Genomic DNA, 15626 nt, shown 5'->3' on the forward strand with positions numbered 1-15626 from the left:
CTATCTATCACCTACCTATTGTGCTTTTTGCTGGTTTGCTTTGGCATCATTCAGCCATGATGTAATTGTTCTTTGGACATTTGATGCTTGCTGCACTGTAATTCCTTTAAATGTTTGGATACCTAATGACTGTTTTACAGTTGCTTTCGTTTCTTCAAACGGCATATCGTATACTTCAGATAATTCCCTAATTTGTGCATGAATCGCTTGTATTCGTTGCTCATTAGCAACTTGTGCCTGTCTTTCTTGCTCCTTTTCTGGAACAATACTTTGTTGTTTGCTAGTTTGTTTCGGCTCATCATCTTGTGGAATATCTTCACCAGAATAGATGTATAATCCTAACCCATGTAATGCAATCGCCTTTGCTAAACATCTCTGAATAGATGTATTAATTTGAAATGAAGTAGGCGTTGCAATTGGTTTATTATAGTTATCTAATACTGGATGAATCTGCGAACGTGTAATGTTATTAACCGTCACTTCAACTTCTACAAAGTAGCCGACCTCTGTTTTTAGATAAGGTAACCCATCAAATCTAACAACTTGCCAAGTCGCATTAGGACATTTTTTTAACAGTTGATCTACTGCCCAGGACCAACTCAAATAACTGAAACGCCCTTTCTTTTCAACATGTTTGCTGACATCAATAGATGCTAATTCTGCAAAATAATTTTTTTGTTCACTCATCGGATTCTCACGCTCTCACTCTGTTTTAACGTGATACCATCCCATTGCATCCCATCTTTAACCGCTGCAAGTAATGCTTTTTTATCAACTTTTGGTTCTTGCGGAATCATGTATTCCGGTGGGATAACTGCATCAGCTGCAATATCTAAACTTACTGGATTCTTTTGAATACCTACTGTTACCAATGCCCCCTTAATTCGTCTTTTATCCACAGTAACCATTTGTTGATACAGGTAATCCTTAATACTTTTACAGTTGTTCTCAAAAAATTTACGACGATCAGCCAAACGCTTTTCTTCTACCTTAATAGCTTCCGCTTGTGCTTCGATGTTGCGAATTAATAACGCTGCGCCTTGTACCTTATCATCGATTGCTTCATCAATTGCCTGCAATGTATCGTGAATGGCTTCTTGGCCTGCTCCATCCTCAATTATTTGTTGCAACTGGTTAAAGTTGCTTGTCAGTTCGTAAAGTTTCATAGTTTTATATCCTCCTAAAATGGCATGCTGCCATATGGTTTATCTGTTAGTACGGTAATGACATAATCGATATCTAGCTTTTTTGACTGATCTGTTTCATTGCTAGACATGCGTTTTAAGTTGTTTACCGCGATTTCTACTTGCTTTTTGAACACTTGATTTTCATATGACTCTTTCACATAATCACCTCATATGGTATACTGACTGCGAAAATGTTTTTACAAGCGACTCCTGCTGCAACAGGGGTCTTTTTATGCATTTAACACATACTCAATAATGTGGGATGGAATGTTTACTTCACGCATTCGATTTGCAACCATTTCCACGCGGTCACGTTCTTTCTTCTTGAAAAAAAGCTTTGCTAGTTGCCCATCGCATTCTTTCGCTTTGTTTCCCCACTCTTCATACTCTTTACAAGCTTCATAGAATTCTTTTGTATTACCCTCTGCATTTTTCTGACTTGCGATACGAGATAACAAAAACTGATTTTTTATGTAGCTCTCTTTCTTGTTGCGTAATGATTTTGCTACCTCTACATCTTCTGGTAAAACAAGGTTTTCAATTGCTATGTTGTTCACCACCATTCTTAACAAGAGCATTGATACACACAAAACGATTTTCAATAAGACGGTGCTGCTTCTTGTTCGGTAGCTTGTAATGAGCCAATAACTTAAGATAGTCAGCTACTTTTACGTTGTTGTAGTTGATTGAGAGTTTCATTGTGCTTCGCCTCCTTGCGCTCAGCTGCTAATTTCTTGAATTTAGCTGGATTCGCTAATATTTCTTTAATAATAGGTGCACAAAATCTTTTTGTTTGCTCTGCATTTAATACAATTTTCAAGATTACTCTCCCCCTAAATCATCGGTCTCCAGCCGTTAATAAAGTTTAATGCTTCATTGAAATCTTTCTTCAAAATGTCCCGATAACTATTTACATTGAATGCATCTTTTAAGTTACGCCCTAACAATCCGAATAATTTACGTGTTGAATCATGTACAGCTTCATTTACATGACCGTTTTCCAAAAGGAAATAAATTCGTCTTGCCTTCGCTTTATCAATTACTCGTTGCTGACCATAATCAATTGTTAATTGTTTTTCAACAACTTGCTCTAATGTAGAAACTCGTTTGTTTAAATTACTTGTACCAGCTGCAAGAAGTTCAATTTGTCCAAATGGATCATTAGGTACTTTTGATTGCTTTTGAATGTACTCTTTCATACGCTTGAACTCTTGCAAGAACTTTATTTTCATCTTCATCGCCTCTGGAGTTACATAAGACATAGCGACAATTGTAAATGCATCTTCTGTTAAGAGATATTTTTTATACCACTGTTTGTTTTGAAAATGTTGGTATTGGGTCTGCCCAAAGTTGGACTCACCCCAAATTAGCTCTCCAGCTTCCTTTAATTTTTCTAACTGTACTTCTATATCACGTACAACATGTTTATGCTCTTTGCCAAACATTTCAGCGACTGTTAAACTGTCTGTTACTACATCACCGTTATTTTCAAAAACCAAAACTTGCTGCGTAACTTCATTTACTACTGTTAACTGACCTGTCATTTCATTTCCTCCTTATAATTAATTGATGTCGTTACGAAACTTCCTTAACATCTAATATTTTCTCGATCTTCTCTCTTACTTTCTTACCTTTCCTTTTTCCTAAAAGGATATCGGATAGGTAAGCATTGGAAATATCTAGCATTTCCGCTAATTCCTTTTGTCTCATATCGTTGATAATTAACCATGTTTTTACTTTTTTACCGAATAATGTATCCATACACTACACTCCTTAATTTATTAAATAAGCTAATTTTTCAGCTTTTTGTTGACGCGTTCTAACATATAAGATAGAATAAAAACATAGCTAAATAAACCTACACTTATAGCCTATATACGTTGGGGAACGTGGTCTTTAGGTTTTAATTTGTATTGGTTTAAAAGCTAAATAAGTAGCTTATGAACATATAATACTACCACATATGATAGAAGTCAACATATTTCTACCATATCTGATAGAGTTTGTTTTAAGCGTTAAAAAAGGTGATCAAATGACTATATTGGATAGAATCAAAGAACTTTGCCAAAGTAGAGGTATATCAATATCTAAGTTAGAAGAAGATTTGAATTTCGGTAAAAACTCATTATACAGATGGAAAACACTGAGCCCTTCAGCTGACAAGATACAAAAAGTAGCTGACTATTTCGATGTTTCAATAGACTTCCTATTAGGAAGAACATCTCAAATGCTTTCAACTCCTAAAGATGAAAAAGATATCGAAAAACGAATGGAAGAAATAAAACGTGATCTAAAGGATTCACAAGGACTTATGTTCTCTGGTGAACCAATGAGTGAAGAAGCTGTAGATTCTTTATTAGATGCAATGGAGTACATTGTTCGACAAACAAAGATTATCAATAAAAAATACATTCCTAAAAAACATCGTAAAGATAATTAATGTAAGTTCAGGAGTGATCATATTGAAATTCGTAATAAACAACACAGTCAATCAACTTTGCAAAAAATATAACACCAAAGACCCTTTTGAACTTGCTAATTCTCTAAATATAAATGTTTTTCACCATGACTTACATGAAGAAATTAATGGATTCTACAAGTATGAAAAAAGAAATAAATTTATTGCTATTAATAGTAACTTATCTTCAACTATGCAAAGGGCGGTTTGCGCACATGAATTAGGACATGCTATTTTGCATCCTCAAGCAAATACCCCTTTCTTACGAAAAAACACGTTTTTATCTGTTGATAAATTAGAAATTGAAGCAAATATCTTTGCTGCGCTTTTGTTAATAGACGAAAAAACTATTACTCCGGGAGATACAAAAGCATGTATAGCATATAAAAATAACATCCCAGTGGAATTATTAGAGTTTTATAAGTTTTATTAGAAGGAGGTGATGATTTTTGATTATTGACTTAGCTATTGAAAGAGAAAAAAGGAAACAAAAAGAAATGATAAAAATACCTATCGTTACACGTATTTACGAGGAAGATGGCGAAACGAAATACGAAATCGATGGTTATATCGATACTCCAAAAGAGTGGATTAAGGGGGAATAAATAATGAAATGTGCAATTTATAGACGTGTATCAACGGATATACAAGCTGAAAAAGGCTTCTCTTTAGAAGCTCAAAAAATGCGATTAGAAGCATATGCACAATCACAAGGATGGGATATTATTGGTGATTACATGGATGATGGTTACAGCGCTAAAGACATGAACCGCCCCGAGCTCCAACGATTATTAACTGATATGAAAGAACAACGATTCGATGTAATACTCGTTTATAAATTAGATCGTCTGTGTCGTTCAGTACGTGATCTGAACGATATGATTGAGGATTTCGAAAAATATCACATAAAATTTAAGAGTTCAACCGAGGCATTAGATACAACAACCGCAACAGGTCGTATGATGATTAATATGATTGGAACATTAGCACAATGGGAACGGGAACAGACTGCCGAGCGAGTTACAGAAAATATGTACAAACGCGCTGAACTTGGTTTATTTAATGGTGGAGTAATTCCATTCGGTTATACTAAAAATAATGATAGTATCATCGTTAATGAAGATGAGAGTGTGATTATCAAAGAAATGTTTGAACTAGCTCTTTCAAATGGTTTTTTAGCTGTCTCTTTAAAGTTAAACGAGAGAGGTTACAAGACGAAAAGTGGTCATAAATGGCATAAGGAAGCTGTTAAACGTATCTTAACAAACCCTATTTATTGTGGTTATAGACGTTATGGAGTTCAAGGTAATGATTCTAAAGAAGTTGTTATATCAAAATTCAATGCAAAAGATTTTAAACCAATAATATCTAAAGAAATGTTTGATGAATGTCAAAAGATATTTGAAAATAGAAAGACTAATGCACCAAAACCACGATATGGTGAATATAATTATTTTTCTGGAATTTTCGTTTGTCCTAACTGTGGTCAAAGACTATCAGCCGTTACATACATGATTAAAGGTAAAAAATACAAGTATTACAAGTGTGCTAAAAAAGCACAAGGATTTTGTATGGGTTATAACGTCAGCTTAGAAACACTGGAAACAGCATTTTTAAAAACTCTTAACCTAACGTTAGATAACATAGAAATTAATATTTCCGATAAAATAGACCTTGATTCAATAAAAAAAGAATTAGATAATTTAGCAAAAAAGAAAGAAAGAGTAAAAAATCTATATCTCGATAATGTTATAGATCGTGATGAAATGAAAGAAAAAATAGACATTATAAATGAAAAAGAAAAGGAATTGTACACTCTTCTATCACAAGAAGAAGAAACCATTTCTGTAGAAGTTGTAAAAGAAACACTTGAAAACTTAATCTATAATTGGAAGATCATTTCTGATGAAACAAAAATGTATGCTATTCGAAGTATTTTTGACAGCATAGAATTTAAAGAAATTAACAAGGCAAACGGAAGATGGAAGAAAGCTGCAATTGAGATAACTGGGTATAAATTGAGATAGTTTCATACTATCTTTATTTCAATGTATAGGTACATTACCATCTGAATACATACCACCAAAATACACAAGGTCTGGCTTTTTCGCGATAACTTGGTTTAACACACCACTAAAATCTTTCTCACCAACTGTAATCCCTTCATAGCCAACAATTTTTGCGCCTAGCTTTTCTGCTTCTTTTTTAAATGCGTCGGCTAACCCTGTACCATATGCGGTTTTATCTTGAATTACAAAAATATTTTTTGCCTTTACTGTTTCAAGCGCATATTTCGCCGCTGCTGGACCTTGGAAATCATCTCTTGCAACAAGGCGTGCAACAGTTTTTAATCCACGTTCTGTTAATTCAACTGCCGTACTTGATGGTGATACCATAACAAGATTTGCTTTCTCATATGTTTCAGAAGCGGCAATAGATACACCGGACATTAAATGTCCGACAACGCCTAATACCTCTTTATCAGCTGCGACAGACTGAGCATTAGCAACCCCTTTTTTCGGGTCACCTTGATCATCTTGCGGCACAAATTGCAATTCAAAACCTAGTTTTTTAAACTCTTCTTTTTGTTTATCTACTGCAATTTGCGTTCCAAGCTTAATGGATTCTCCAAACGCAGCTGATCCACCAGAAAGAGGCGATTCAGAAGCAATTTTAATTACTTTATTTGTCCTTGCTTCATTTTTCGTAGTAGCTGAATTATCATTTCCTTTACTCGTACATCCTGCCATCATTCCCGCTAATAAAACACCCGATAACAAAAGCGATATCTTTTTCTTCACCGTACTCCCCCTAAATTCGCAATATTTTTAATATTTAAAATATTAATCTATACATAAGGGTTGCACAATAAAAATCGTTAGCGTTTTCTCGTAAAATTCTGACATGATTTGCTATATAAATTCATTTTAATTTTTCTACATATAGATTGCTGCTATGCAGAAAAAAAGAAGCTTCACTCGTTTGCTATCTCTGGTTTTCACTACGCATGTGGCAGGAAAGGGCACTGACCGCTTCTATGCTTGGCCAGATGCTCTCGTCCACCGAAAAAGAATGGTTTTATGTCGGTTTTTTAATTTAGATTTATATAACATACAAAAAGAGTCAGCGTATACACTGACTCTACCATTTTACTATCATTCCTTGCTGACTACTTTGTAAACAAGCTGTAATAACACGAATCACATTTAGAGCTTCCTCAGCTGTAACAGGTGGCATTTCTCGTTTCATTATCGCGTCTCGGACACCTTTATAATAATTCTCATAACACCCTATTTCTGTTGGAGTATGAATTTCTTGTTCCTCTGTAGAAAGAACAGTATACATATGCATAGCATCTTCTCCATATCCTTCATCACCAGGTTTCTTTCCTGCCTTCAGCTGTTCTTCTTGAGAATCCATTCCATATTTAACAATCGATCCTTTTTCACCATGAATGCTAAAATGTGGCCCTGCATATTTAACGTGACTACCGCTATGAAGAATAACACGCATTTCTTCATAATGAAGAATAATATGAAAATAATCATCTATTTGCGACCCTGGACGTTGATTGACAACATCTGCATAAACAGCTTCCGGCATCCCAAATAAATGTAACGCTTGATCAATGAGATGCGAACCTAAATCAAACAACATTCCTGATCCTGGCAATTTATGCTCTCGCCAACGATCACGAACATGCGGACGAAATCTATCAAAATGAGCTTCATACGTATAAATTTTACCAATTTTATTATCTTGTAATAGTTTTTGAATCGTTCTGAAATCGTTATCAAAGCGGCGGTTATGATATACACTTAACACAACGCCATGCTGCTTCGCTAATTCTATCAATTCTTCTCCTTCTTCAACAGAAACAACAAAAGGTTTTTCAACGACAACATGTTTACCATGCAATATTGCGTTTTTTGTAAATTCAAAATGCGTTGTGTTAGGTGATGTAATGATGATAAGATCAATGTTTTCTTGCATAACAAGCTCATCGATTGTTGTCACAACTTCTACATGTGGAAATGATGCTTTTACTTTCTCTTCTTGTGAAGATACAATCGCACGGACTTCGTAGTCTTCGATTGTTTGCAACAGAGGAATATGGAAGGTTGTACTAGAAAACCCGTAACCTACAATCCCAACACCTATTTTGTTCATAAAACCCCTCCAAATTATGTATAGACTATAATGAATTTTTATTATATCAACTTATCTTATTTCTACATAATGTTTTGCTTTTTAAAATGGCAACATAGATGAACATGCCAAAAAGCTACCCTACCTAGGGTAGCCCTCATATTACGCTAAATACGCTTCTTTCACAAATTCATTATGCAGCAATGATTTCCCTTCTCCTACCATTTTAATTTCTCCTGTCTGAATCACATAGCCACGATGTGCAATTTGCAATGCTTGATACGCATTTTGTTCAACAAGTAGAATCGTCATTCCTTCTTTATTCAGCTCTGAAATAATTTCAAAGATTTGCTCAACAATAATTGGCGCCAGCCCCATTGAAGGCTCATCTAACATAAGTAAATGCGGCCCGCTCATGAGCGCACGTCCAATTGCAAGCATTTGCTGTTCACCACCACTCATCGTACCGCCCTTTTGCTCTAGTCGTTCTTTTAACTTTGGAAAATAGTGAAAGGTACGCTCCATCCGTTCCTTCACTATTCTCTTATCCTTTACTGAAAATGCTCCCATCTCCAAATTCTCTTTTACTGTTAGGCGTGAAAAAATACGTCTTCCCTCTGGTACATGAGCAATTCCGGATAAAGCTGTTACGTGCGGAGATTGTTTCGTAATTTGTTTACCCTCAAACGAAATTTCTCCTGACTTCGGTATAACAAGGCCACTAATCGACTTTAATGTTGTTGATTTTCCAGCTCCATTGCATCCGATAAGTGTTACAATTTCGCCTTTTCCTACAGAAATATTAACGCCTTTTAACGCGTGAATCCCACCATAATACGCATTTATATTAGTAAGCTCTAGCAATATACTCCCCCCTTTTTTATCTTTTTCGAACGATTTTTTATCAATTTTTTATTTTATTCCGTATTACTTCTCTAACACGGCACTTTTCCCTAAATACGCTTCAATAACTTTTGGATTGTTACGAATATCTTCCGGGCTTCCTTCTGCAATTTTTTCACCGTGATCTAATACAATGATATGCTCAGAAATCTCCATGACAAGTTTCATATCATGTTCAATTAATACAATTGTTATGTCTAGCTCTTCGCGCATTCGATAAATAAGAGCTGTTAATTCCTTCGTTTCTTTTGGATTCATTCCGGCTGCTGGCTCATCCAATAATAATACTTGCGGTTTCGCCGCGAGCGCTCTAGCAATTTCAAGGCGACGCTGTGCCCCGTACGATAAATTTTGCGCTTCTTCATTTAATAAGTGAGCTAAACCAACATATTCTAGAAGCCCATATGCTTTTTGCTGCGCTCGTTCTTCTTCTCTCTTTACCCCTGGAAAATGTAACAAAATCCCCAAAAGATTACTTTTTAAATGATTGTGAAGTCCTACCATTACATTTTCAAGTACCGTCATATTGTTAAAAAGACGAATATTTTGAAACGTACGAGCAATGCCATGCTTTGAAATATCATGCGGCTTCAAACCAGTTATCTTTTCTTCTCCAAGCAGAATGTCACCTTCATCTGGCTTATATACACCTGTTACCATATTAAAAAACGTCGTTTTTCCTGCTCCGTTCGGTCCAATTACAGCTGTAATGGATCCTTTTTTTACTTTCATATCAACACTTTTTACTGCAACGAGTCCATCAAACCGCTTCGTAATATTTTGAACTGTTAAAATCGCCATATTCTTCCCCCTAGGCTTCAAATACTTTCTCTTTTTGTGTTTGTGACTCGATTTGTTTTATCCTATCTTTTTTCAACTGCTCTTCATTAAATTTTCGATTTTTCGCAGGTATGAGTCCTTGTGGTCGATACAAGGCAAATAAAATTAGAATTCCTCCAAAGATGAAACGTTGCATTTTAGCTGGAGAAAGTGCATCTGGGATCGTAACCGTTCCACTTAAATTTAATTGGTTTAGCCAGTTTGTTAATTCAGTAAGTACTTGTAAATTTAAAATGGTCATAACAGCTGCTCCTAAAATAACCCCAGGCACACTCCCCATACCACCAAGCAATACCATAACAAGAATGGTAATTGACTCTAGTAATGTAAAACTTGTTGGATCGACAAAAGTTTGTTTTGCAGCAAAGACAACGCCCATCATTCCAGAAAATGAAGCACCAATTGCAAACGCTAGCAACTTTGTTTTCACAAGCGGAATTCCCATCGCTTGGGCTGCAATTTCATTTTCACGAACTGCCTTCCAAGAACGGCCTATTTTCGAAAATTCTAGTCGTTTTACAATAAAAATTACGAGTAATAAAATACCGAGTACAATGTAATACACTTGACTCGATTGCAAAAATGTAAACCCAAATAGGGAAGGTGGTTTTACGGAAGATAAGCCCATTGCACCGTTCGTAATATTAACCGGTTTATCTAGATTATTAAAAATAATACGGATAATCTCCCCAAATCCAAGTGTCACAATCGCTAAGTAATCACCTTTCACACGCAACACCGGGATGCCAAGCAAAACTCCAAATACCGCTGTAATCAAACCACCTAGTAAAATAAACATCCAAAAGCTTTCTCCTGACAATGGGTAGTGACCAAATGGCATAAAGTTATTTGCTTGAGCTGTTGCAAAAATACCGTATGTGTAAGCTCCTATTGCAAAAAAAGCGACAAATCCTAAATCTAGCAATCCTGCAAACCCAACAACGATATTTAACCCTAGCGCCATTGCTATATAAATTCCAACTAATGTCGCCACTTCCATATAAGACTGATAAGCAGGACCACCGCTTGCTGTGAATGGGAGTAATATAACTAACACAAATAACCCTACTAACCATTTCCATTTACTGTGTAAATTTGTATAACACAATAATAAAAGAGACAATAATAGTAGTAGAAATGCCGTTACTGACTTTTGTGCAAAATATAAACTTGCAGCAGTTATCCCCATATAAAGGACTAATAGTATAAGTTGCATCTTCGTGTTTTTCCTTATCATTTCTAACCATTTTTTCATTATCATCACCTACACTTTCTCGGCAACTGCTTTGCCGAAAATGCCTTCTGGTTTAAAAATTAAAACGAGAATTAAAATTCCAAAGGCAAAAACATCCTTATATTCAGCTCCCAATATTCCAGAAGATAAAATGGATAAATTTGCAGCGGCGAACATTTCTAATAATCCAAGCAATATACCGCCAACCATCGCACCTCGAATATTCCCAATTCCCCCCAAAACAGCTGCCGTAAAAGCTTTTAATCCTAAAATAAAGCCAATGTACGGATCTATTGTTCCATATTGCACAGCAAACAGTACGCCTGTTGCTCCGCCAAGTGCGGAACCGATAAAAAACGTAAGAGAAATCACCTTATTCACATTTACTGACATTAATGAAGCAGTATCACGATCTTGTGCAACAGCACGCATTGCCATACCCCACTTTGTTTTATTGATGAAAAAGTCTAAAGAGAACATCATAATAACCGCAAGAACGAGTAGAATAAGTGAAGATGTTTTAAGCTTAGCGTTATTAAAAGAAGAGATGATTGCTGAAGCCTGTACCGTAATTTGATCATTGAATAAAGTAGGACCTGTTATAATGTAATTTCCTTTTTTTAATTCAGCGATAAAGCGAACGATATCTTGCAGTAGAAAAGAAACACCAATTGCTGTGATTAACGTAATAAGTTTCGGTGCTTTCCGAAGCGGTCGATACGCAACCCTTTCAATGCCCATCCCAAGAAAACCTGTTATAAGAGATGTTGCAACTAAAACAAGTAACAATGCTAGCAAAGCCGGCATAGCTGTCATTAGGCCAAACCCCATAAAAACAAGGAAAATTGTTGTACCAATAAAAGCACCCGTCATAAAAATTTCTCCATGAGCAAAATTGATAAGTTCTAATATTCCATATACCATCGTATATCCTAATGCGACAACCGCATACACTGCACCAAGTGTTAATCCGTCAATTAGCACTTGAGGAAGTGTATGCATTATTTCTCCGAACATAGAAATTCCTCCCCTTTATTTTTCTCTAAAAAAGGTACGGAACATAAGCACCGTACCCCTATCACCTTACTTTTTCTCTACTTCTCCTTCTTGTCTTCCTGGATATTTTTGCTCTGCAAATTTATAAATATATACTTTTGCAAATTTATTATCACCCTTGCTATCAAAACCTACGTTTGTTACCGCTCCTCCAAAATTATTTGTTTTCCGAACAGTGTCACGCACTTGTTCCCTTGTTGGCATTTTATTGTTATTTGCTTTAATTGCATCTTTCACTCCTTGCAGTAGTACACCCGCAGCGTCATATCCATAAGCCGAATATCCTTCTACCTCTTTATTAAATTTGCTCTTATAATCACCTGCAAACTTCTTTCCTTTTTCCGTTGTTTTCGGATCAGCAGCGATAGAAGTGTAATACGTATTCTCAATAGAATTACCTGCAATTTCTACCATCGTTGCTGAATCCATGCCATCACCGCCCATAAACGGAATCGTAAGGCCTTTTTCACGCGCTTGCTTTACTAGCAGTCCACCTTCTGCATATAGACCACCAAAATAAATTAAATCCGGTTTTTTCGCGAGTACTTTATTTAACACACCATTAAAATCTTTCTCCCCGACCGTAATAGATTCATAACCTGCAATTGTTCCACCTAATTCTTCAACTTCTGTTTTAAATGCTTTAGCTAAACCTGTTCCATAAGCTGTTTTATCATCAATAATAAAAACGCTTTTTGCCTTCAGTGTTTTCAATGCAAACTCGGCCCCGGCAGGACCTTGAAAATCATCTCTTGTGCATATACGATTTACTACTTTTAAATTACGATCCGTTACTTCAACAGCAGTATTTGTAGGTGATACCATAACAACATTGTTTTTTTCATACACTTCAGAAGATGGAATTGCAACTCCTGAATTCATATGTCCAACGACACCGAGTATTTCTTTATCAGCACCAATAATCTGCGCGTTCGCAACACCTTTTTTCGGATCAGCTTGATCATCATATGGCACAAGCTTTAATTCATACCCTAATTTTTTAAACTCTTCTTTTTGTTCTTCTATTTTCAATTGTGCACCAAGTTTAATTGCTTCTCCTTGCGTTGCAGAACCACCAGAGAGCGGTGATTGCGTCGCAATTTTTATGACCTTTCCACCACCACCTCCCGTACTTGCTGTATCGGCATTACCATTTGTTTTACCACTGCATCCTGTTAATAAACCAAACATACACACTGCCGAAAGAACAAAAGCAAGATTCTTCTGTTTTATCACCCATATACCCCCATTTTATTTTTTTCTGAACATTTAAAATATTTAGTTAAATGATAATGGAAGTGTCTTATTTATACAACTACTATTCCTCAGACAAATTTAGACAAAAACGCCCGACTCAAATGAATCGGGCGTTTTCTTATTGTTCTTTTTTCTGCGGCCACGTTTCCACAACAAGACCAACATCGCTTACATCTATTAATAAACTTCCGTTACTATAACGATCTTTATTCCGAAGTGTTTGCGGATTAATTTCTTCTATCATTTGTTTTTCTGTCCGCATACAAACTATTTCATCATCTCGAACGACTTCCACACCGACAATGCGATATGGATTCTTTTTCAATTCTTTAAAGATAACAAGACCTCGTTTTGCTCTTGTCGATTTTTCAATTTCTGCTGCTTTTAATCGTTTTACTGCGCCTCGTTGTGTAACAAGAACGAGCTGATCTTTCTCATGATTTATAGGAAGACTGCATACAACATAGTCATCTTCTTTCACATTCATTCCTTTTACACCAGCTGCCCGTACACCAACTGGACTCACTTCTTCTTCATTGAAAACAAGTGCATATGCACCGTACGTAGCAAGAAGAATATCTTGCGTTCCATCTGTAACAAAAACATCGACGACTTCATCATCTTTCTTTACATTAACCGCAACAAATGCACGTGAATAACGCTGCACTTTATATTGATTCAATTCTGTTTTCTTAATCATGCCATTTCTAGTGACAAACGTAATAAATCGCTTCTCTTCCTCAAAATTTGGAACAACAGTTGCAAAGACGAGCGTTTCATCACGGTCAAGCGAGACAATATTCGCAACGTGCTGTCCTAAGTCTTTCCAACGAATATCTGGCATTTCGTAAACTGGAAGATAAATATAATTCCCTTTGTTTGTAAATAAGAGAATTGTTTCCGTCGTATTCGTATCAAAGCGATCTAATAATAAATCGCCTTCTTTCATACCAAAATCTTTTCCATTGGAAGCATTATGAGAACGCCAACTTGTGCGCTTTACATACCCTTCCTTCGTTACTGTCACAATCACATCTTCTTGTGGAATCATGACTTCAACGTCAATTTTAATCTCTTCAATTTCTTCTTCAATAACAGAACGGCGATCGTTACTATACGTTTTCTTAACCCTCTTCAAATCTGTTTTAATGACCTGAAGAAGCTTCTTCTCACTTTGTAGAATGGCTTGCAATTCTGTAATTTTTTTCTGTAATTCATCAGCTTCTTTTTCCAGAGCTGTAATATCTGTATTTGTTAAACGGTACAATTGAAGCGACACAATTGCTTCTGCTTGTACTTCTGTAAATGAGAATTTTGCAATTAAGTTATCTTTCGCATCACGCTTATCTTTTGAAGCACGAATTGTCGCAATGACTTCATCTAAAATAGAGAGAGCTTTCATTAAACCTTCAACAACGTGTTGACGTGTCTCTGCTTTTCTTAATTCGTACTGTGAGCGTCGTGTTACGACTTCCTTCTGATGTCCAATATAAGAATCTAAAATTTTAGGAAGTGTCATCAAGGTTGGACGGCGAGTATAAATCGCTACCATATTGAAATTGTATGGTATTTGTAGTTCTGTATTTTTATATAAATAATTTAAAATACCTTCTGCATTTGCATCTTTTTTCAATTCAATGACAATTCGAAGACCTGTACGATCTGTTTCATCACGTACTTCAGCAATTCCATCCAATTTCTTATCTAAACGAAGTTCATCCATCTTCTTGACAAGATTCGCTTTATTTACTTCATAAGGAATTTCTGTAATAACAATTTGCTGTTTTCCACCGCGAATTGTTTCCACTTCTGCTTTTCCGCGAATGATGATTTTTCCTTTTCCTGTTTCATACGCCTTCTTAATACCATCAAGGCCTTGAATAATTCCGCCTGTTGGAAAATCTGGCCCTTTGATGACTGTTAATAAATCATCAACATTACAGTTTGGTTTATCAATGCGCAGCATCGTCGCATCAATAACTTCTCCAAGATGATGCGGTGGAATTTCAGTTGCATAACCAGCTGAAATTCCCGTAGATCCGTTCACTAAAAGGTTGGGAAACATAGCTGGTAATACAACTGGCTCTTCACTTGTATCATCAAAGTTTGAAACAAATTCCACTGTTTCTTTATCAATATCACGCAATAACTCAGAAGCAATCGGTGATAAACGAGCCTCTGTATAACGCATTGCTGCTGCCGGATCACCGTCGACACTACCATTATTTCCATGCATTTCAACTAATACGTTTCGTACTTTCCAATCTTGGCTTAAACGTACCATTGCTTCATACACGGAAGAATCACCGTGAGGATGATAATTACCAATTACGTTACCAACTGTTTTTGCAGATTTACGAAATGGTTTATCGTGCACGTTTCCTTCCACATACATGGAATATAAAATACGGCGTTGTACTGGTTTTAAACCGTCGCGCGCATCTGGAAGCGCACGATCTTGAATAATATATTTGCTATAACGTGCAAAGCGGTCGCCGAGCACATCTTCAAGCGGGAGGTCATGAAACTTCTCTGCCTGCAT

Annotated in this window: 18 protein-coding genes and 1 pseudogene; 4 read left to right on the forward strand and 15 right to left on the reverse strand. The window is 36.0% G+C overall.

Annotated features, from left to right (window positions below; translation table 11 throughout):
• Positions 1 to 15: 15 nt before the first annotated feature.
• The 7 genes from BM350_RS00145 to BM350_RS00170 form a co-directional block, all read right to left on the reverse strand.
• Positions 16 to 687 (reverse strand): Sak single strand annealing protein, encoded by a 672-nt coding sequence (locus BM350_RS00145; RefSeq protein WP_090913392.1) that lies wholly within the window; start codon positions 685 to 687, stop codon positions 16 to 18.
• Positions 684 to 1166, reverse strand: a complete 483-nt coding sequence (locus BM350_RS00150; RefSeq protein WP_090913391.1) for a siphovirus Gp157 family protein — start codon at positions 1164 to 1166, stop codon at positions 684 to 686. Before BM350_RS00150 ends, BM350_RS00145 begins: the two co-directional genes overlap by 4 nt.
• A 14-nt stretch (positions 1167 to 1180) precedes the next feature.
• Positions 1181 to 1345: a hypothetical protein gene (locus BM350_RS26640; protein WP_170857622.1), complete on the reverse strand. Its 165-nt coding sequence runs from the start codon at positions 1343 to 1345 to the stop codon at positions 1181 to 1183.
• Positions 1346 to 1417: 72 nt separating this feature from the next.
• Positions 1418 to 1735 (reverse strand): hypothetical protein, encoded by a 318-nt coding sequence (locus BM350_RS00155; RefSeq protein WP_139207606.1) that lies wholly within the window; start codon positions 1733 to 1735, stop codon positions 1418 to 1420.
• Positions 1725 to 1886, reverse strand: coding sequence for a hypothetical protein (locus BM350_RS26645; RefSeq protein ID WP_090913388.1), 162 nt, complete (start codon positions 1884 to 1886; stop codon positions 1725 to 1727). The genes BM350_RS00155 and BM350_RS26645 overlap by 11 nt, the downstream gene beginning before the upstream one ends.
• Before the next feature lie 134 nt (positions 1887 to 2020).
• The gene (locus BM350_RS00165) at positions 2021 to 2731 is read right to left on the reverse strand and encodes a Rha family transcriptional regulator (protein WP_090913385.1); all 711 of its coding nucleotides are present in this window, start codon (positions 2729 to 2731) and stop codon (positions 2021 to 2023) included.
• 31 nt (positions 2732 to 2762) lie between these two features.
• Positions 2763 to 2948 carry a helix-turn-helix domain-containing protein gene (locus BM350_RS00170; protein WP_090913383.1) on the reverse strand — a complete coding sequence of 62 codons (186 nt, stop codon included), beginning with the start codon at positions 2946 to 2948 and terminating at the stop codon, positions 2763 to 2765.
• Between the two features lie 271 nt (positions 2949 to 3219).
• Between BM350_RS00170 and BM350_RS00175 the strand changes: the two genes are divergently transcribed.
• Genes BM350_RS00175 through BM350_RS00190 form a run of 4 tightly spaced genes read left to right on the forward strand, consistent with a single transcriptional unit; the run spans position 3220 to position 5672 of the window.
• Positions 3220 to 3627 carry a helix-turn-helix domain-containing protein gene (locus tag BM350_RS00175; protein WP_090913381.1) on the forward strand — a complete coding sequence of 136 codons (408 nt, stop codon included), beginning with the start codon at positions 3220 to 3222 and terminating at the stop codon, positions 3625 to 3627.
• 22 nt (positions 3628 to 3649) lie between these two features.
• A complete protein-coding gene (locus BM350_RS00180; protein WP_090913379.1) occupies positions 3650 to 4078 on the forward strand; it encodes an ImmA/IrrE family metallo-endopeptidase in 429 nt (142 codons plus the stop codon).
• A 16-nt stretch (positions 4079 to 4094) separates the two neighbouring features.
• A complete protein-coding gene (locus BM350_RS26650) occupies positions 4095 to 4250 on the forward strand; it encodes a hypothetical protein (protein ID WP_090913378.1) in 156 nt (51 codons plus the stop codon).
• A gap of 3 nt (positions 4251 to 4253) precedes the next feature.
• A complete protein-coding gene (locus BM350_RS00190) occupies positions 4254 to 5672 on the forward strand; it encodes a recombinase family protein (RefSeq protein ID WP_090913376.1) in 1419 nt (472 codons plus the stop codon).
• 36 nt (positions 5673 to 5708) lie between these two features.
• Here the strand turns inward: BM350_RS00190 and BM350_RS00195 are convergent.
• The 8 genes and pseudogenes from BM350_RS00195 to parC form a co-directional block, all read right to left on the reverse strand.
• Positions 5709 to 6398 (reverse strand): annotated as a pseudogene (locus BM350_RS00195) (branched-chain amino acid ABC transporter substrate-binding protein); the annotation flags it as partial.
• A gap of 388 nt (positions 6399 to 6786) precedes the next feature.
• Positions 6787 to 7815 carry an oxidoreductase gene (locus tag BM350_RS00205; protein ID WP_090913372.1) on the reverse strand — a complete coding sequence of 343 codons (1029 nt, stop codon included), beginning with the start codon at positions 7813 to 7815 and terminating at the stop codon, positions 6787 to 6789.
• 141 nt (positions 7816 to 7956) lie between these two features.
• Positions 7957 to 8658, reverse strand: coding sequence for an ABC transporter ATP-binding protein (locus BM350_RS00210; protein ID WP_090913370.1), 702 nt, complete (start codon positions 8656 to 8658; stop codon positions 7957 to 7959).
• 63 nt (positions 8659 to 8721) lie between these two features.
• Positions 8722 to 9498 (reverse strand): ABC transporter ATP-binding protein, encoded by a 777-nt coding sequence (locus BM350_RS00215; protein ID WP_090913368.1) that lies wholly within the window; start codon positions 9496 to 9498, stop codon positions 8722 to 8724.
• A 10-nt stretch (positions 9499 to 9508) separates the two neighbouring features.
• A complete protein-coding gene (locus BM350_RS00220; RefSeq protein WP_090913365.1) occupies positions 9509 to 10792 on the reverse strand; it encodes a branched-chain amino acid ABC transporter permease in 1284 nt (427 codons plus the stop codon).
• Between the two features lie 9 nt (positions 10793 to 10801).
• A complete protein-coding gene (locus BM350_RS00225) occupies positions 10802 to 11788 on the reverse strand; it encodes a branched-chain amino acid ABC transporter permease (protein ID WP_090913363.1) in 987 nt (328 codons plus the stop codon).
• A gap of 66 nt (positions 11789 to 11854) precedes the next feature.
• Positions 11855 to 13063 (reverse strand): branched-chain amino acid ABC transporter substrate-binding protein, encoded by a 1209-nt coding sequence (locus BM350_RS00230; RefSeq protein WP_090913362.1) that lies wholly within the window; start codon positions 13061 to 13063, stop codon positions 11855 to 11857.
• A 139-nt stretch (positions 13064 to 13202) separates the two neighbouring features.
• Positions 13203 to 15626 carry a DNA topoisomerase IV subunit A gene (parC, locus tag BM350_RS00235; protein WP_090913360.1) on the reverse strand — a complete coding sequence of 808 codons (2424 nt, stop codon included), beginning with the start codon at positions 15624 to 15626 and terminating at the stop codon, positions 13203 to 13205.

Source organism: Bacillus sp. 103mf (assembly GCF_900116295.1).
Classification (GTDB): domain Bacteria; phylum Bacillota; class Bacilli; order Bacillales; family Bacillaceae_G; genus Bacillus_A; species Bacillus_A bruguierae.